Here is an 18047-nt window from a genome sequence, read left to right on the forward strand (position 1 = left end):
GAAGCCCGGTGGGCCGTGAAGGGAATGGAATACGGGATGTTATGCAAAAATCTTGTCGATCTTCTGACCGAGGGTCTCCGGGGTGAACGGCTTGACGATATAGTTGGAAACCTTGGCCTGGACCGCCTCGATGATGTTCTCCTGAAGGCCCTCGGCGGTGACCATCAGAAAGGGGACGTCGGCGTATTCCTCACTGGCCCGGACTTTGCGCAGCAGTTCGATGCCGGTCATCTTGGGCATGTTCCAGTCGGAAATCACGAAGTCGATCCGTTCCTTGTTCAGGACTTCCCAGGCCGTGGTCCCGTCGTCGGCCTCGACGATGTTCGTGAATCCCAACTGGCGTAGAATATTCTTGATGATCCGCCGCATCGTCGAGAAGTCGTCGACGACGAGAACGCGCATGTTTTTGTCGTAACCCATCAGGCTTGTCTCCTTGTTTTCTTTTGGTGAGGGGTGGATGCTTGGAGCTTGGCGAACTTGTCCCGGAGTTTGCCCAGGGCCTGGGAGTGCAATTGGGAAACCCGGCCCTCGGTAATGTTCATCACCAGGGCCGTCTCCCGCATGTTCAACTCGTCGGCGTAGTACAGGGAAAGGACCATCTGCTCCCTAGAGGTCAATTCATCGATAAGTTCCGCAAGTTTGTCAATCAGTTGTTGGTGCAGAGTATGGGAGAAAGGGTCGTTTTTCGTGGTGCTCGTGGAACGAAGGAGATGGTCCTCCAGACCGTCCAGGCTGATACAGATTTGATTTTGCAGAGCTTCCAGGCCTTCCTGGACTTCCTTGGCGCTCAGGCCGGTCATGGCTTGGAGTTCTTCGGCGGTGGGGACGCGACCGGAGTGTTGCTCCACCTTGCGCACGCTTTCTTCCAAGAGCCGGACACGTTGGCGCAACCCGCGGGTGAACCAGTCCATGCGCCGGAGCTCGTCCAGCATGGCCCCCTTGATTCTGTTTTCCGCATAGGTCTCGAACTTGATGCCCATGTGTACCTGGAATTTCTCCAGGGCTTCGATCAGGCCGAGGCTGCCGGCGCTGAGCAGTTCTCCCAGCTCGATATGCTGGGGGAGCTTGGCCTTCATGCGCAGGGCGATGATTTTTATCTTCGGGGCATAGTGCGCGACAATGGCCCCTCGGACCTCGGGGCCGGCGGTGCTCCACGCCAACTGACCGTCTTCATAGCGCTGCCAGTGGTCAGTTGTTGAAGAGGAGTTTTTTCCAGAAGAATTTGATATTGCCATCGGTTTTGGCTGTTTGCGGCCAGGCCAGGATGTTTTCGGCGATTTTATTCACGGCCTGGGCCGCCGCCGAGGACGGAACGGCATGGCAGAACGGCACCTGGCGGGTAACGGACTGTCTGACCGTCGGGTCCTGAGGCAGCGAACCGATCAGGTCCAGGGAAACGCCGTCCAGAAATTTGTCGCAGGCCGCGGTCAGTCGCTGGAAGGTCTGCCTGGCCTGCTTCGGGTCCGCGGCCATGTTCACGACCACTCGAAACCTGTGTACGCCGTGTTTGTTGTGCAGGACCTTGATCGTCGCGTAGGCGTCGGTCAAGGCAGTGGGTTCGGGGGTCAGAACCAGAATCCGCTCCTGTACGGCCAGATTGAAGTACATGACATTATCCCCGATCCCGGCCCCGGTGTCCACGATCAGGATGTCCGTCTCCTGGCCCAAGGGCTCCAGGGCTTCGATCAGCTCCAGCTTTTGGCCGGTGGACAGCTTGAGCATTTCCGGCACGCCGGAGGAGGCCGGGAGAATGGAAAATCCGTACTCCGTCCGAACCAGTACTTGCTCCAGTTTTTTTTCATCGTAGACGAGGTGGAAGATGTTGTATTCCGGGGCCAAGCCCAACAGAATATCCACATTGGCCAGCCCCAGGTCCGCGTCCATCAGCAGGACGCGCTTGCCCATCCGCTGGAGGGCGTAGGCCAAATTCACGGAGAGGTTGGTTTTGCCCACCCCGCCTTTGCCGGAAGTTACGGAGAGAACTAGGGGGTTGTGCTCGTTCGTGCGCGTCATGGTTTCCTCGCGAATACGTGAAGTTCGTCGTCAGTGCAAAGGTCTTTCCGCCCCGCCTCCGATGGTGGTGGGCAGCCGGTGGGTGAAGACCAGTTTCCAGAGGTTCTGGTGATCCGCCGGGGCCAGGCTGGAATTCAGCGACGTGCCGTAGGACAGGGCGGATACGGGAAGTCGGGTGGAATAGCCGATGTTCACCAGCGAACCGTAGGTTTCCGCCTCATCCAGCTTGGTCCAGATCAGGCTGGACAGGGCCGGGACCTGAAATTTTTCAATAAAGCGCTGGAGGATCGTGTTGGAATAATGGGGGCTGAGGACCAAATGCACGGCGCAGTTGCCCTTCAGGGAGATTTCCTTGTCCATCAGCCAGGCGTCGAGATGCTCCCCCGCCGGCAGGCCGGGGAGGTCGATGAAGACCATGTCGTAGGCTTCGCGGAGCAGACGTCGCCAATCCTCGGGGGAGCGCAGATCCACGAAGGGAAACTCTCCCAACTCCGCGTAATGCTGTAGCAACAAACGGCCCTTGCCGTGGTGCTGGTCCGCGTTGGCCAGGGCGATCCTGCGGTTGGGAAATTCCCGGCGCAGGTTCAGGGCCAGGCGTAACAGCGACGAGGTTTTGCCCGAACCGTGCGGGCCGACGAAGGCGTGCAGCTTTTCCGGCCAGTGCAGACCGGTCCAGGGTTTGACGGCCACGATGGACCGCAGCTCCTCCAGGATGGACTTTTCCGGTGCGTTTTTCATGGCCCGCCATAGGTGCATGGCCACCTCGGGCAGGACTTCCTCCCGCTCCAGGTATTCCAGGGCTTGGCGCTGGCGGGGAGAGAGCAGGTTGTAGTCTGCCTGGGGCTTGAGGACGCTGAACAGGTGCTCCTTGAGGCATGTCCACTCCTGGTGCATCTGCTTCCAGCCCGGATAGCCACTCCCGGAAGGGGCGGCGATATCCGACTGTTCCGGATTTTTGAGCCGGTTTCCCGCTGTCGGCGGTTCCAGGGCGGCCATGATTTCGCAGCAGGGCCGACCGTTCTCCGTTCCGTTCTGGGTGCTGAGAATGACCGCGTCCGGCCCGAGTTCGGCGCGGATCTGCTTGAGCACGGTCCGCGTGTCCGGCCCGCGAAAGGTCTTAACCTGCATTGGCCATCCTCACCGTTGCCGCGGACTGGAGGTTGATCCCCGCGGGAATTTCGGCCTGGGAAATGATGGGCAGTGTGGGGATGAAGCGGGTGATGAGCTGGGCCAGATGAGAGCGCAGACTGGGCGTGGTCAGCACCACGGGTTGGCCCTCGGAGACCATGGCCTGCTCCATGGCCGACTGGAGCCCCTGAATCAGTTTCTGGCCGTGGCCGGGGTCGATGTTCAGGTAGGTCCCCTGTTCGGTCTTACGCAGGTTCTCCTGAAGCAGGCGCTCCCAGTCCTGGTCCAGAATGATCACTGCCAGGTTGCTTCCTCCTGCCAGGTAGGGCTTGACGATGGTCCGGGCCATGCGTCCGCGGACGTATTCCGTGAGCAGGTCCGGGTCCTTGATGGATGGCCCGAAGTCGGCCAGGGTTTCCACGATGGTCAGCATGTCCCGAATGGAAACCTGTTCGCGGACCAGGTTCTGCAGCACCCGCTGCACGGTTCCCAGGGGCATGATCCCCGGGACCAGCTCTTCCACTGCCTTTGGGGCGCGCTTGGCCAGATTGTCCAAGAGGGACTGGATTTCCTGACGACCCAGGAACTCGTGCAGGTTGCGGCGGAAGACCTCGGTGACATGGGTGGCGATGACCGTGGAGGGATCCACCACGGTGTACCCGGCGAGCATGGCCTCGTCTTTCTGCTTGTCCGGGATCCACAGGGCCGGCAGGTTGAAGGCCGGTTCCCGGGTTTCCACGCCCTGGATGCGGTGTTTGGCGTCTCCGGGGTCCATGGCCAGGAAGTGGTCGATGAGAATTTCCGCGGAGGCCACCTGATTGCCTTTGATCATGATTACGTACTGGCCGGGCTTGAGCTGCAAGTTGTCGCGCAGATGCAGCGAGGGAATGATCACGCCCATATCCAGGGCGAATTGACGGCGAATGGAGCGGATGCGGGCCAGCAAATTGCCGTTTTGGTCCTCGTCCACCAGGGGGATCAGGCCGTAGCCCACTTCCAGTTCCAGGGCGTCCAGGGGCAGTAATGCCTGAACTTCTTCCGGGGTATCCAGGCTGGGAGTCTTGGGTTTTTGCGACTCCTCGGCGAGCTTCTCGGCCTCGGCATGGCCGCGGCCGGCAATGTGGGATATGCCGAAAAGCATGCCAGCGAATACGAGAAACATAAAGGTCGGCATTCCCGGGACCAATCCCAGAACCAGGAGGATCGCGGATACCAGACGCAGAGCCTTGGAGTGCAGGGTCAACTGGCCGATGAATTCCTGGCCCATATCCGCTTCCGCGGCGGCCCGGCTGACGATGATGCCGGCGGAGGTGGAGATGATCAGCGAGGGAATCTGGGCCACCAAGCCGTCGCCGATGGTCAGGATGGTGAAGGTGGCCCCGGCGTCGCCCCAGGCCATGCCGTGCTGAAAAACGCCGATGAACAGGCCGCCGACAATATTGACGGCGGTGATGATCATACCGGCTTTGACGTCCCCGGAGACGAATTTTGCCGCGCCGTCCATGGCTCCGTAAAAGTCCGCTTCCTTCCGAATTTTTTCTCGGGAAAGCTTCGCCTCGGTCTCATCGATCAGTCCGGCGTTCAAGTCCGCCTCAATGGCCATCTGTTTGCCGGGCATGGCGTCCAGGGTGAACCGGGCCGCGACTTCGGCGATGCGCGTGGTGCCGGTGGTGATGACCATTTTATTCAGAATGAAGATGACCAGAAAGATGATCACGCCGATAACATAGTTTCCGCCGACCACGAACTGGCCGAAGGCCTCGATCACCTTGCCAGCCGCTCCGGGGCCTTGGTCGCCATTGAGCAGGATCAGACGGGTGGAAGCCACGTTCAGGGCCAGTCGGAGCAGGGTGGTCACCAGGAGCAGGGAGGGAAAGATCGAAAATTCCAGGGGAGAGCGCATGTACATGGCCGAGAGCAGCACCACGAATCCCAGGGAGATGCTCAGGGTGAGCATGGCGTCCAGGATGATCGTGGGCATGGGGATAAGCATCACGAACAGAATGGTCACCACGCCGCCGGCCAGGAAGATGTTCCCGTATCCGGAGAAACGGGAGTAGTCGATATTGCTGAGGCTGATCGCGGCTTGAGCCATGGTTTTGACGCTCGTCCTTTAGGGCAGGATGCTCTGTTTGCGGTAATCTTTCAGCATGTTGCGAGTGGAACTCGTCGGATTCTCTTTGCCCGGCGATTACCTGCGCCGGAATTTTGGCAACTGGGCCAGGATGGAGGCCACGGCCTGGAACAGTTCCTCGGGGATCATCCGGCCGACCTCAACGCTTTTATACAAGGCCTGTGCCAGGGGCTTGTTCTCCCGGATGGGGATGTTGTGCTCCTGGGCGATCTCCCGGATTTTCGCGGCCATGAAGTCCGCTCCCTTGGCCAGGACCATGGGCGACGGGGCCTCCAGCGGGTTGTAGCGGAGGGCTATGGCCAGGTGGGTCGGGTTGGTGATGACCACGTCGGCTTTGGGCACGCTCTCCATCATCCGCTTTTGCATCACGGCCATCATTTTTTGACGCTGCTTGTTCTTGATGGCTTGATCGCCTTCGGCCTGCTTCCGTTCGTCCTTGACCTCGTCTTTGGTCATTTTCAGGTTTTCCTCGTAATCCCAGCGGGTGTAGGCCAAATCCGCGATGGCGATGATCAGCATGGGTATCAGGGCGTAGATGACCATTTTCGCGCCGGTGATCAGCATGTAGCTGGCTACGGTCAGTGCGTCCTGATAAAAGAGAGGAATGAAATTCGGGGATTCCATTTTCAGTACAAGGTAAGGTGCGAACCCCACGACAATGACCATGAACAGGCTGCGCAGTAGGCGGACCACGGTCTGGGTGCTGATGAATAGTCGCTTTATACCAGCGACGATATTGAGTTTTTTCCAAAAGTTGGACAGTTCGAAGACCTTCAAGGTCCAAAGATGGCCGACTTGCAGGCGCACGGTCAGGAACGCCACCAGCGCACAGGTGAACATCACCGGCAGGACCATCACCGCGATACGCCAGGAGACCGTCTGGAAGAGCAAGTAGACGGTTTCCGGGGTGAATTCAGTGAGTAGATTTTGGCTGAACGTCCAGACGAAAAGGTCGTTCATCTGGTTGACCATGATTTGGATCATGAACAGCAGGGCGAGAAAGCCTCCCAGCAGCACCGTGACCTTGGGCAACTCCTGACTTTTGGGGACATTGCCCTTTTCCCTGGCCTTGTCGCGCTGTTTCGGGGTGGCTTCTTCGGTTCTACTCGGATCGCTCTGGGGCATGGTCCGGCCTTTAGCTCCTCTTCGTTTAGTCTATGTTGCGTGAAGCAACGCGGGAAACGCTCAGCGTCCGCTGAGCATGACGCCCTGGAACATGGAGCCGAGCATCAGAATGAAGTCCTGCACGTAGAGCCCCATGATTGTGAACATGGTGCCGAGAAACAGAAATCCCACGGCGATTTTCAGGGGAAAGCCGACGAAGATCACGTTCATCTGCGGCGCGGCCTTGGCCACCAGGCCCAGGGCCAGGTCGATCAGAAACAGGGCCACCATCACCGGGCTGGCAATCTTGACCGCCAGGATGAATATCTGGCTGGAAAAGCGGATCATTTGTTCAGATAGTGCCGGCGTGAGCAACAGCCCGCCCGGAGGAACAAGAGTGAAGCTGTGGGTCAGGGCGTGGAGCAGATGCAGGTGCCCGTTGAGGCTTAGAAAAATGAGCAGGGAGGTCATGTACAGGAAGTGGGCGGTCACGGCCATGCTGACCCCGGAACTGGGGTCCACGACACTGACCATGGCAAAGCCCATCTGAAAGCCGATCAACTGCCCGCCGGTCTGGATGGCGGCGAACAGCACCCGAACGATCAGCCCCAGGGCTAGCCCCAAGATCAGTTCGCCCAGGATCATCAAGGCGATCATGATGGGGTGGGCCGGGAAATAGTCCGCTGAAAACGCCAGGTGCGGCCAAAGCCCCAGGGCCAGGACCAAACACAAGGCCGCCTTTGCCGGCAGGGGAATGTTTTCCCCGCCGAAAAACGGCAGCATGAAGACGATCAGGCTGATTCGGAACAGCGTCAGAAAAAAGCTGAGATAAATCCTGGGATCAAAGGAGAACAGGTCCATTGCCGGAGCGAAGCAAGTTTTGGACCATCGATTCGCTTCGTTCTTGATGAGCCGATAAAACGGCGTCGCTTCCATGGCGAGAATTTCATGGTCGGGATTTCTTTGCCAGGAGACAGGGAGATCGATATGAATTACATTCTTTCCATTCGAGCGTGGTTATCGTGGTCATCGTGGCCAGGGACCATGCCATTGTCGGGGGGCCGGTTCTTTTTGTAACCGTAAGCAAACAATCAAGCACCGCAGGGGTTTTTTGCATGGGATGGGTCGGCGTTGAATGCCTTGAAGAGGGTATGATTTTAGGAGCTGATCTCGTGACCTCGGATGGGCGTTTTTTGTTGCCCCAGGGTATGGTGTTGCAGGATCGTCATATCAAGACCGGTAAGGCCTGGGGAGTCCGGCGGGTGGATATTCTCGGTCTGGACCAGGACCAGGCGAACGCGGCCAGGGTGAACGAGATCGGTCCGGAGTATCTGGAACAAAGCCGGTTGCTGCTGGAGCCGTTCCTGCGTTGCGTGACGGATGATCATCCCGGGATACGGGAAATCGTCCGCGTCACGGTGGAACGGGCGGCCCTGGAACTGGCCGCGGGCGAGCAACCTGAACGATGTATGGAGGGTCAGCTCCCCGCGCCGGATCATCGTGTCACGCGGTCCGAAGATGGCGAAGAGGCGGCCGAAAAGTTGGTTCAGATCCAGGAGAAACTGGTCACTTTGCCTGCTGTATACGGGCGAATCATGGAGGTTCTGGAGTCGCCTTACAGCTCCGCCTTTCATATCGCCGAGTTGGTGAGCAAGGACAGCAGCCTGTCCGCGAAACTGCTCAAGCTGGTCAACAGCCCGCTGTACGCGTTTCCGTCCCGGATCGATTCCATTTCCCGAGCCGTGGCTTTGTTGGGTACCAGGGAATTGTCTTCTCTGGCCCTGGGTCTTTCCGTGGTCAGTGCCTTTGAAGGCATTCCCGTGGCGACGCTGAACATGAAGCAGTTCTGGAAGCACAGCGTCAGCGCAGCGGTATATGCCGGCCTGATCGCCGCTCATGCACGGGGGGCTTCGCGGGAGCGCTGCTTCACTGGTGGACTCCTGCACGATCTGGGCTGGCTGGTCATGCTCAGCAAAATGCCTGGAGCATGCGCCCAGGTCATGTTTTTGTCCCGGACCCAAGGTGCTCCCCTGTACCAGGTGGAGCAAGAATTACTCGGCTTTGACCATGCCCAGGTCGGAGGGATGCTTTGCCGGAAGTGGCGCTTGCCGGACAGCCTGACGGAAATGATTCGCTTTCATCATGCTCCGGAGCAGGCCTCCGTGCCGCTTGAGGCCGGCATCGTGCATCTGGCCAATATCCTGGCCGTGGCCGTCGGAGTCGGCGCCAGCGGTCAGGGGGTGCTTCCTTCGCTCTCCGACTCGGCCTGGGACCTGGTCGGCATGTCCCCCTGCGACATCGGTCCCCTGGTCCGGCAGGCCGATCGCCAGGTCGCGGATATTCTTCACGTATTTCTCCTGGGCGGCTAGGTGAACCTCATGCAGTCAAACGAAGACCGTATCCAAATCCTGGAGACCGAGGTTCATTTTTTACGCGAACAGCGCCGCCAATCCGTGGAGGCGCTGGAAATGGCCGCCGGTCTGGGACATTTCGAGACGCCCTTGCTCCAGGTCGCGGATGAGCATGCCGTGCTCAAGGAAATCGCCGAAAAGGCCCGTGGTTTGATCGACCTGCGGGCGGTTTCCTTTTTTCTGGTGCAGCCGGACCATTCCTTTGCCGGAGCGTTTTGTGACCCTCCGGAGTATGCTGCGTTCCTGGACCGGGAGGTCGACGGGCTCATCGACGACTACTCCTTCTCCAGAATCCTGCGCCGAGGGCGGCCCGAAATTCTGTCCGCAAGCAGCCGGGACATGCGCCTGGTCCTGCACACGTTGGCCACGCCGACCAGGATTCGAGGCATGTTCGTCGGCATCCTGGGTCAGGATCCGAGCACGATTCCAGACACCCATCACGCCTTGCTGTCTATTCTCCTTCTGGCTGGAGCCGCGGCCCTGGAGGGGCTGGAGGCCTACCAACGGCTGCGAGACCGACAGCGCGAACTCGCCCACCAAGCCGAAGACGCCACCCGTCGGTACCAGGAAATCGTCTCGGGGGCGCCGCTGGGTATTTTTCAGGCCACTCCGGAAGGCCGCTACCTTTTTGTCAATCCCGAATACGCAAGGCTGGCCGGGTACGTCGACCCGGATGAGATGGTCGCTCAGGTTTCGGATATCGCCGCGCAGCTTTATGCCGATCCGGCGGACCGGGAGCGCTACAAAGAGCATCTACGTCGATACGGTCGGACATCCGGCTACGAGGTGGAGTTGAAACGCCGCGACGGACAGTCCTTTTGGGCCTCGCTGGATACCAGAGTGCGCCACGACGCCCAAGGTAATCCGGTCTATAACGGTTTTTTGACGGATATCACGGCCCGGAAGCAGGCTGAGAAGGATCGAGAAAAGCTGCAAGCCCAACTCTTTCAGGCTCAGAGGGTGGAATCCGTGGGCATTCTGGCCGGAGGCGTGGCCCATGACTTCAACAATCTGCTTCAGGCCATGAGCGGCAACATTGAGCTATTGCTTCAGGCCGGGGCCTTCGCGCATCGCGAGGAGGCCCGGTTGCGGACCGTGGCCCAGTCCCTGGAGCGGGCCGCCAGACTCGTGGAGCAGCTCTTGTTGTTCAGTCGCAAGGCTGAATTCCGGAAGATCCGTGTGGACTTGAATCGAGAGGTGCGGGAAGTTTTGCGGATGCTGGAACGAACCATCCCGAAGATGATCGCTCTGGAACCGCGGCTCGATCCCCTGATCTGGCCTTTGGCCGCGGACCCGGTGCAGATCGAACAGGTTCTGCTCAATCTGGCCAACAATGCCGTGGACGCCATGCCCGATGGAGGACGGCTGGAGTTCAGGACCATCAACGCGTTTCTGGATGAGAATTTCGTCCTCGCGCATCCCGGCGCGGCCGCTGGATGCCATGTTCTGCTCACGGTGACGGACACGGGGTGCGGCATGGACCAGGAGGTCCTGGATCGTGCATTCGATCCGTTTTTTACCACCAAGGATGTGGGCAAGGGCACCGGCCTGGGCTTGGCTTCGGTCTACGGGATCGTCACGGCGCATGGTGGGTTTATCGAGTGTCGCAGCGCCCCGGGGCAGGGCACGACGTTCAACGTCTACTGGCCGGCCGCGGAAAACGGCGCGGTCCCTCTCACCGATGCGGCCTTGGAGTCCAGACCCCGAGGCGGCAACGAAACCATCCTGGTGGTGGACGACGAGCCGGAACTTCGGGATCTGACGCGGGAAGCTTTGGAGGATTACGGCTATGCCGTGCTCAGCGCGGCCAACGGAGAAGAAGCCTTGGCGATTTTTCAAGACCAGAGCCGTTCCATTGACTTGGTCCTGCTGGACTTGAACATGCCCGGCATGGGCGGTCACGGATGTCTCCAGGAACTGCTGCGCCTCGATTCCGGGGTCAAGGTGATTATCGCCAGCGGCTACGCGACGCATGGCCACGGCAAGGACGCCCTGACATCCGGAGCCAAGGGGTTTCTTGGCAAGCCGTATCAGTTGAGGGAGTTGGAGGCCAAGGTGCGTGAGGTGCTGGAGTTGTCGGGAGCCGAAAACTCGCCCTGAATCGCTCTGGAATCGTCGTGATGGCGGTTCAGTTTCCGGGCACCGGAACGCTGGTGAGCAGGTATTTCAGGTCCTCGTCCGTGAAGTAGAATCCGAGCCCGGCGTAGAAGGAGCGGCGGTCTGAGCGGACAAAGTCGTCCATGCCCAGGCTGGCGTAAAAGTTGCGCAGGAAGTAAAGTTTGGCGCCGGCCTTGAGGTGCGGGTTGTCGTCCGGATCAAAGTCAAAGGCTTCGAAAAGCAATTGCACCCGGTCGTCCCAGAGGTAGTATTCCAGACCCATGCCGCCGGTGCTCTCGATCAGGCCGCCGCGCAGCACCAGGTTGTCCCAGCGCTTGGCCAACTGAGCGGAGAACGTGATCTTGCTCTGGCGGTACTTGTCTTCGATTTCCCGGATCGTGGTCCGTTCCCCGTTCACCCAGCGTTCGGTGAAGGTCTCGGTCTTTTCCCGACGGCCGCGAGGATTGTCCACCACGGAGAGCAGATAGTACTTGTCCTCCGCCGGTTGCAGGCGCAGAGTCAAGGCGGACTTGGTCTCGCCGTGGCGGGCCAGGTACTCGCTGGTGAAATCCACGGAGGTCCGGAACTGGTCCTGCTTAGTGAGGATTCTGTTCAGACCTTCCAGGGCCTTGTCCAGTTCCTGGGCCGTGGTGTCCTCGTTGATCAGCTTGCCCAGGGTGCCTTGGCCTTCGTCGATTTTTCGGGAGACGCTTTCCAGGGAAGCCATGGTCTCCCGCAGATCGTGACCCATCTCCGGGTCGTTGATCAGCTTGGCCAGCGGGCCTTCGCCGGACTCCAGGCGGGCCAATACGCCTCCGGCCTGGTCCAGGGTGGTCTTGAGCTGGCCGGAGGCGACTTCCAGGTTGGCCACGATCCGGTCGATGCCTTCCTTGTTCGTCCCGGCGATGTCCCGCAAGTCCGTGGAAAAGTCACGGAAATTGCGGACGATGAACTCAACGCTTTCAGCGTTGGCCTGGACCATCTCGTTCAGGCCCATGGCGGCGTCGCGCAGGCTTTGGAAGGCCAGGCGCAGGTCCTGCTCGCCCTGTTCCCCGCCGAAGACGTTGGCCGCGCTGCGGGCCACGACGCGAATGTCGTCGGCGATCTCGCCGACCTTGGTGAACAATTGGTCCAGGTCCGCCGGGGTGTCGCCCCGGGCGATCCGCTCCCCGGCTTCGACCCGGGGAAACGGATCACTGCCGGGAGAAATCTCAATGAATTTGTCGCCCAACACACCCCGGGTACGGATGGTGGCCACGGCGTCGGAGCGGATTTGGACGTTGGGCAACAACTGGAGGGTCACCCGGGCCCGGTTCTCATCCAGGTTGATGGCCTGGACCAAGCCGACCTCAATGCCGGCGATTTCCACCGGCGAATTGGTTTTCAACCCGGAGACGTTGTCGAAAAAGACGTCCACCTCGTAGCTTTCCCTGGGCACGAATACGCCGGTACCCACTTTCATGGTCATGTAGGCCAAGGCCGCGAGGGCGATCAGGACGAAGACGCCTACCTTGATTTCTGCTCCGGATCTCACGATCTCTGCTCCATGGAAGATAATTAAACGACTTTGATCGGCCCTTGCGCCCGACCGTGGATGAATTGCTGAACCACCTCGTCGTCCCAGTCCCGGATCTGGTCCGGCGTGCCCTGGGCGATGATCCGTCCGTCGAAGAGCATGAACAGCTTGTGTCCGGTGCTCATGGCCGCGGAAATATCGTGGCTGATGACCACGCAGGTGGCCCTGAACTCGGACTGGGTGCGTACGATCAGTTCGTTGATGGCCGCGGCCATGACCGGGTCCAGGCCGGACGTGGGTTCATCGAAAAGGACGATTTTCGGATCCAGGGCCAGGGCCCGGGCCAGTCCGACCCGCTTGCGCATCCCGCCGGAAAGCTCCGAGGGGAGCTTGTGACCCTTGTCCTTCAGGCCCACGGCGGCCAGCTTGTCAGCCACGATGTCCAGGATTTCCCGGCGGCTTTTGCTGGTGTGCTCCAGAAGCGGAAACGCCACGTTATCCTCCACGTTCATGGAGTCGAACAAGGCGGATTCCTGGAAGAGCATGCCGAACTTGCGACGGATCGGGGCCATCTTCCGTTCGCTCATTCGGGCGATGTCCTGGCCGTCGATGATTACCTGGCCCTGGTCCGGGCGCATCAGGCCGATGATGTGCTTGAGCAAAACGCTCTTGCCGCCGCCGCTCCGTCCGATGATCACGCTGACCGAATCCTTGGACACGGCCAGGTCCAGGCCGCGCAGGACATGCTCCTGGCCGAAGCTTTTATGCACTTGGCGCAGTTCGATGATCGGTTCCGGTGTCATAATCGGTTCGTCGCCATGCTACATCATAAGGGCGGTGAGCACGTAGTCGAAGGTCAGGATCAACACGGAGGAGAGGACTACGGATTGGGTGGTGGCCCGACCGACGCCCTCGGCGCCGCCCCTGGTGTAAAAACCCTTGTAGCATCCCACCAAGGTGAGGATCAAACCGAAGCAGGCCGCTTTGATCAGCCCGTTGTAAATGTCGCTGAGTTCCACGTACTCATATATCTTGTTCATGAATATCCCGCCGTGGATGCCCAGCAGTTTGACCCCCACGAGATACCCGCCCACCACGCCGATGAAGTCGGACAAGGCGGTGAGTAGGGGAAGCATGATCACCCCGGCCATGATCCGGGGCAGGACGAGATACTGGACCGGGTTGATGGCCATTACGGACAGGGCGTCCACCTGTTCCGTGACGCGCATCGTGCCGATCTCCGCGGCAATGGCCGAGCCGGCCCGCCCCGTGACCATCAAGGCCGTGATCACCGGCCCCAATTCGCGGGTCATGGACAGGGCCACCGTGGCCCCGACCAGGGTTTCGGCGGAAAACATCCGGAAGGCGTAGTAGGTTTGCAGAGCCAGGACCATGCCGGTGAACAGCGAAGTCAGGGCGACCACGAACACCGAATTCACGCCGATGAACTCCATCTGCTTGAAAAACAGCCGCCAGCGCCAGGGCGGGCGGAACAGCCAGCCCACGGCCTCCAGAAAAAGAAGCATCATCCGGCCGGTTTCCCGGGAAATGGTCAGGGCGATGGTGCCGAGAGAGGCGACAAGTTGGGTCATGGGGGCTGGGGGGCAGAATTCAGGAGTCAGTATTTAGTATTCAGAATTCAGGAGTCAGTATTTAGTATTCAGGAGTCAGGAGCCAGAATTCAGGAGTCAGGAAGGCCAAGTTGGGCGATTGATTTCAGCATTCTGAATTCTGAATACGGAATTCCATCTTTTTCATTTTCTCCACCAGGATGGATCCGGACCGGTGAACCACCAGTCCGTGTGGTCCGTGCGCAGGATGACCTCCGCCAAGTCCTTGGCAACGTCGGTGCGCAGCCGCGGCACGGCGCAGTCGATCCACTTGGCGGCATAGGGGTTGCCCAGGTCCTGTTCCTGCTTCAGGTTCAGGATCAGGTCAAGCTGATCCGCGTCGTGCACCAGTCGGGCCTCCAGGGTCTGTTCGCCTTCAAGTTCGTGCCACCATTGGAGCACTTCGTCCAGTCCGGTCCCTTCGAGGGCGTGCTCCAGGGCCAGCAGGGCGTTGCGGCTGTTGTATATCCGATTGACGTAGTTGAAATCGCCGATCCGGGTTTCGTGCAGGTCGTGAAACAGGGCCATGCCCATGGTCCGCCCCATGCTCGCCCCGGTCAGAGTGGCCAGGACATAGGCGATGACCGTGGTTCGGAAGGAGTGCTCGGCGACGTTTTCCCGTCCGGAACCCAAAAACTGGTACCCGGTGCGCGGCGTCTTGCGCAACATGCCGACTTCAAACAGAAAGTGGGTCAACCGTTGGATTCGAGCGCCGTCTGGGAGGCAGACGTCGGAAGAAGCCGTATCTTGGGCGGCGAGGCTATCGAAATCTGGTGTGATGCGCGTCATGGGTGGTTTTGAAGGTCGGTACGGCGGGACGTTTCATCGGCTGCCCGTCAAAAATTAAAACCCTATAGTCCTCCAAGAACGGGTCGTTGGTCAAGCTCGGCCCGACAAGGATTTTTATCAATACGGTTGCCAGTTCGGGGGATGGATTGTATGGCTATTCAAAAAAGAAATGGTGGTACAATATGACACATGATTCGCAAAATGGCCTGCATCCCTTGATTCGCGGCGCGATTATCGGGGGCTCCATCGGCTTGATGGCGGTGTGGTTCGGATACGACATGGGCCGGGCTTTCTTTCTTGGGGTTATCTGCGGCGGCTTGGGCGCGTACACGGCCCAGCGCATTCAGGAAAAACGGCGCAAGAAGTGAACGAACCGGCTTCTTGGCGCTTTATCACGGAGGATCGTTATGTCCGCTGAACATGCCGAAATGGGCGTTTTTCAGGCCCTGCTGGGGCGGCGCAGCGTTCGCAAATTTACGGATCAGCCCGTGGATCTCGAGGACCTGCGGCGGATTCTGGAGGCCGGACGCTGGGCGCCCAGCGGATTGAACAATCAGCCCTGGCGCTTTTTGGTCGTCCAGGCCGGAGACCCTCGGCAAGCGGCGCTGGCCGGATTGACGAAGTACGGCCATATTGTCCGCGAGGCCCAGGCCTTGATCGTCGTGTGCCTGCACAAGCCGGCCATGTATCATGAAGGCAAGGATCATCAGGCCGCCGGGGCCTGTATTCAGAACATGCTGCTGGCCGTTCACGGCCTGGGACTGGGCGGGGTCTGGCTGGGCGAGGTCCTCAACCAGGAGGCGCTGGTCATGGAGGCGCTCCAACTGCGTACCGAGGAGTACCGGCTGATGGCCGTGATCGCCCTGGGCCATCCGGCCCAGCCGTCCTCGCGGCTCGACGGTGCCGGCGGTTCCGCGCGGCGTCCCTTGGACGAACTTCTTTTGGAGGCTTTATAAATGCCATCCGTACATACCTTTCCCCTGGGCCCCCTGCAAACCAACTGCTACCTCGTGGCCAACGGCGAAGAGGCGTTGGTCGTCGATCCGGGCGGAGCCCCGGACGCGGTTCTGGATTTCGCGGCGTCCAAAAATTTGCAAATCCGGCAGATCCTGAACACCCACCTGCATTTCGACCATCTTTACGGCAACCAGGCACTGCACTTGGCCACCAAGGCCTCCATCCGCGTGCCGGAAAAGGACGTCCCGTTGCTGGCCAGCGGAATAGGCGGCGGCAACTACATGGGGATGCCCAAAGTGGAGACTTTTGCGTACGAGTCCGTCGGCGAGGGAGAGTGGACCCTGATTGGGCTGAAATGCCGGGCATTGTTCACGCCCGGGCATAGTCCAGGGAGTCTGTCCTTTTACTTTCCCGAACTGGGCGCGGTGTTCGTGGGCGACGTGCTTTTCGCCGGATCCATCGGGCGGACCGACTTTTTCGGCGGTGATCTGGAGACGTTGCTTGGCTCGGTCCGCTCCCGGCTGTTCACCCTGCCTCCGGAGACGGTGGTTTATCCCGGGCACGGTCCGGCCACGACCATCCGGGAAGAACAGCGAACCAATCCGTTTTTTGAGGAGTAGCCTTCATGGTTGCTGGAGAAAGGGAGATGTCCCCCCCCGTCGACTCCATGGAGGAGATCGCGCCCTACGCCGTTGGCGACTTTACCTCTCCGGCGATTTTTTCGTGTAGTCCGCGTAGCGGGGGCAACAGCGACAACGCGGCGGAATTTTTTCGGGAGGGGGTGCGTCTGGCCGGAGGGCGCGGCCAATTGTTTTATCTCAGAGATTACGCCGTTCATTCTTGTCTGGGCTGCATGCGCTGCGAACAGGATCCGCGAGGAGAGTGCTTTTTGACCGCTCGGGATCAAAGCTCGCCTTTGTTCCAGGCTTTGCTGGCCGCGCCGATGCTCTTCATCGCCGCGCCCATCTACTTCTATCACCTGCCGTCTCAGTTCAAGGCCTGGATCGACCGCAGCCAGTCATATTATCTGCGCTGGGAGCGAGGAGACCCGCTGCTTAAGAACCTTCCCCCGCGTCCGGCGGTGGTCAACCTGGTGGCCGGTCGGCGTCAGGGCGAACGATTGTTCGAAGGGACGCTGCTGACGTTGAAGTACTTTCTGGCCACCTTCAATTTCACCATTCAGGAACACCACGCTTTTCGCGGCATCGATGCATCCGAGGATTTGCGCATGCATCCTCAGGCCGGGGAAGAGTTGATCGCCGCGGGTCGGGAGGCATGGGCGAATTTAGTCAAGCAGAACTCGGCCTGAGTTCGCTTCGGCATGTCGCGGGCCGGTGTCGTGGCGTTGTCGCGGACTTTTTTCGATCCGGCTTTCCAGCGCTGGGGCGACGGTGTCCGGTTTGCGGAATTCTTGCGGACGTGGATGCTCCAGGAGGGGCCGGAGCATGGGGCGACGATTCGAGTGGGGTTTTCGGCGTATGTGCCGCCTGTCGAGCCGAACTGCCGCAACGGACCGAGGGATTTTGTCTTCGCTGCGGCCTGATCTTTCGTGTTTCCTCGGAACCCGCGACGTTGTGCCTGGATTGTCGCGTCGCTCCGCCGCCCTGGGAGGACGCTTTTTTTTATGGGCCGTACGAGGGACGGCTTAAGGCTCTGGTATTGCGTTTCAAGTTCCAGGCTCAGCTCGGGCTTGGCGAGGTGCTGCACGGCCTACTCCGCCGCTCGCTGGAATTTCGCGACGTCCCCGGCCATGACCTGATCGTCCCCGTGCCGTTGCACCCCCGACGTCTGCGAGGGCGCGGATTCAATCAGAGCCTGGAACTGGCCCGGGGCTTGGCCCAAGACAAGTTCGGGGGGAAGTCCGGGGGCAAATTCGGAGGCAAGTTCGCAGGCAGGTACGGGCGGTTGGAACCCCATGCCTTGGTTCGGTTGCGCGATACGCCGCCCCAGCATACCCTGCCCAGGGCCGTACGCATGCGCAACCTGGCCGGGGCTTTTCTGGCCGACCCCGCCAGAGTTCGCGGCCGGTCCGTGCTGTTGGTGGACGACATCCTGACCACCGGAGCCACGGTCCGAGCCGCGACCAAAGAATTGAAGCGGTGTGGAGCGACACGCGTCGACCTGCTTGTTCTGGCCAGGGCCTGATTCGACTGAGGGCCGAGCGAGGTCTCATGGAGACGTTCCTGGAGGCTTGTCATGGCGTCCGGGGTGAAGAAAATCTTGTGAACATCGAAAAAGCCCTTGACGATGCGAAAGTGTTTCGCATATGAGGGCTGTTTCTGCATTTG

Annotated in this window: 18 protein-coding genes; 7 read left to right on the plus strand and 11 right to left on the minus strand. The window is 60.0% G+C overall.

Annotated elements, in window-relative coordinates:
• Positions 1 to 39: 39 nt before the first annotated feature.
• The 7 genes from AC559A_RS07940 to fliR all read right to left on the minus strand — a co-directional run bounded on the left by AC559A_RS07940 (position 40) and on the right by fliR (position 7240).
• A complete protein-coding gene (locus AC559A_RS07940; protein ID WP_028572342.1) occupies positions 40 to 420 on the minus strand; it encodes a chemotaxis response regulator CheY in 381 nt (126 codons plus the stop codon).
• Complete coding sequence (locus AC559A_RS07945) at positions 420 to 1235, minus strand: FliA/WhiG family RNA polymerase sigma factor (RefSeq protein ID WP_051434576.1); 816 nt, start codon at positions 1233 to 1235, stop codon at positions 420 to 422. Before AC559A_RS07945 ends, AC559A_RS07940 begins: the two co-directional genes overlap by 1 nt.
• On the minus strand, positions 1189 to 2013 hold the full coding sequence (locus tag AC559A_RS07950) for a MinD/ParA family protein (RefSeq protein ID WP_498817315.1): 825 nt from the start codon (positions 2011 to 2013) through the stop codon (positions 1189 to 1191). The genes AC559A_RS07945 and AC559A_RS07950 overlap by 47 nt, the downstream gene beginning before the upstream one ends.
• Positions 2014 to 2043: 30 nt before the next feature.
• Complete coding sequence (locus AC559A_RS07955; protein WP_498817317.1) at positions 2044 to 3141, minus strand: flagellar biosynthesis protein FlhF; 1098 nt, start codon at positions 3139 to 3141, stop codon at positions 2044 to 2046.
• On the minus strand, positions 3131 to 5236 hold the full coding sequence (gene flhA / locus AC559A_RS07960; RefSeq protein WP_028572339.1) for a flagellar biosynthesis protein FlhA: 2106 nt from the start codon (positions 5234 to 5236) through the stop codon (positions 3131 to 3133). The genes AC559A_RS07955 and flhA overlap by 11 nt, the downstream gene beginning before the upstream one ends.
• A gap of 96 nt (positions 5237 to 5332) precedes the next feature.
• Entirely contained in the window at positions 5333 to 6400 is a 1068-nt protein-coding gene (gene flhB, locus AC559A_RS07965; protein WP_028572338.1) for a flagellar biosynthesis protein FlhB, read from the minus strand.
• Between the two features lie 60 nt (positions 6401 to 6460).
• The gene (gene fliR / locus AC559A_RS07970; protein WP_028572337.1) at positions 6461 to 7240 is read right to left on the minus strand and encodes a flagellar biosynthetic protein FliR; all 780 of its coding nucleotides are present in this window, start codon (positions 7238 to 7240) and stop codon (positions 6461 to 6463) included.
• 311 nt (positions 7241 to 7551) lie between these two features.
• On the opposite strand from fliR, the gene AC559A_RS07975 reads away from it, so the two are divergent.
• On the plus strand, positions 7552 to 8748 hold the full coding sequence (locus AC559A_RS07975) for an HDOD domain-containing protein (RefSeq protein WP_498817320.1): 1197 nt from the start codon (positions 7552 to 7554) through the stop codon (positions 8746 to 8748).
• Between the two features lie 9 nt (positions 8749 to 8757).
• On the plus strand, positions 8758 to 10890 hold the full coding sequence (locus AC559A_RS07980) for a response regulator (RefSeq protein ID WP_498817321.1): 2133 nt from the start codon (positions 8758 to 8760) through the stop codon (positions 10888 to 10890).
• 28 nt (positions 10891 to 10918) lie between these two features.
• On the opposite strand, the gene AC559A_RS07985 is transcribed toward AC559A_RS07980, so the two are convergent.
• The 4 genes from AC559A_RS07985 to AC559A_RS08000 all read right to left on the minus strand — a co-directional run bounded on the left by AC559A_RS07985 (position 10919) and on the right by AC559A_RS08000 (position 14682).
• A complete protein-coding gene (locus AC559A_RS07985; RefSeq protein WP_245590036.1) occupies positions 10919 to 12421 on the minus strand; it encodes an MlaD family protein in 1503 nt (500 codons plus the stop codon).
• 23 nt (positions 12422 to 12444) lie between these two features.
• Positions 12445 to 13206: an ABC transporter ATP-binding protein gene (locus AC559A_RS07990; protein ID WP_028572334.1), complete on the minus strand. Its 762-nt coding sequence runs from the start codon at positions 13204 to 13206 to the stop codon at positions 12445 to 12447.
• Positions 13207 to 13224: 18 nt separating this feature from the next.
• A complete protein-coding gene (locus AC559A_RS07995; protein ID WP_028572333.1) occupies positions 13225 to 13995 on the minus strand; it encodes an MlaE family ABC transporter permease in 771 nt (256 codons plus the stop codon).
• Positions 13996 to 14157: 162 nt separating this feature from the next.
• Positions 14158 to 14682 (minus strand): HD domain-containing protein, encoded by a 525-nt coding sequence (locus AC559A_RS08000; RefSeq protein WP_245590104.1) that lies wholly within the window; start codon positions 14680 to 14682, stop codon positions 14158 to 14160.
• Positions 14683 to 14984: 302 nt separating this feature from the next.
• Here AC559A_RS08000 and AC559A_RS08005 point away from each other — a divergent pair, with 302 nt between their 5' ends.
• The 5 genes from AC559A_RS08005 to AC559A_RS08025 are packed head-to-tail and all read left to right on the plus strand — an operon-like array spanning position 14985 to position 17904.
• Complete coding sequence (locus tag AC559A_RS08005; RefSeq protein WP_028572331.1) at positions 14985 to 15170, plus strand: hypothetical protein; 186 nt, start codon at positions 14985 to 14987, stop codon at positions 15168 to 15170.
• A 39-nt stretch (positions 15171 to 15209) separates the two neighbouring features.
• Positions 15210 to 15758, plus strand: coding sequence for a nitroreductase family protein (locus AC559A_RS08010; protein ID WP_035261667.1), 549 nt, complete (start codon positions 15210 to 15212; stop codon positions 15756 to 15758).
• Positions 15759 to 16379, plus strand: coding sequence for an MBL fold metallo-hydrolase (locus AC559A_RS08015; protein WP_028572329.1), 621 nt, complete (start codon positions 15759 to 15761; stop codon positions 16377 to 16379).
• A gap of 26 nt (positions 16380 to 16405) precedes the next feature.
• On the plus strand, positions 16406 to 17068 hold the full coding sequence (locus AC559A_RS08020) for a flavodoxin family protein (protein WP_245590035.1): 663 nt from the start codon (positions 16406 to 16408) through the stop codon (positions 17066 to 17068).
• The gene (locus AC559A_RS08025; protein ID WP_498817324.1) at positions 17035 to 17904 is read left to right on the plus strand and encodes a ComFC family protein; all 870 of its coding nucleotides are present in this window, start codon (positions 17035 to 17037) and stop codon (positions 17902 to 17904) included. The genes AC559A_RS08020 and AC559A_RS08025 overlap by 34 nt, the downstream gene beginning before the upstream one ends.
• Positions 17905 to 18047 lie beyond the last annotated feature (143 nt).

It is taken from the genome of Desulfonatronum zhilinae (genome assembly GCF_900182865.1).
In the GTDB taxonomy this organism is placed as follows: Bacteria; Desulfobacterota; Desulfovibrionia; order Desulfovibrionales; family Desulfonatronaceae; genus Desulfonatronum; species Desulfonatronum lacustre.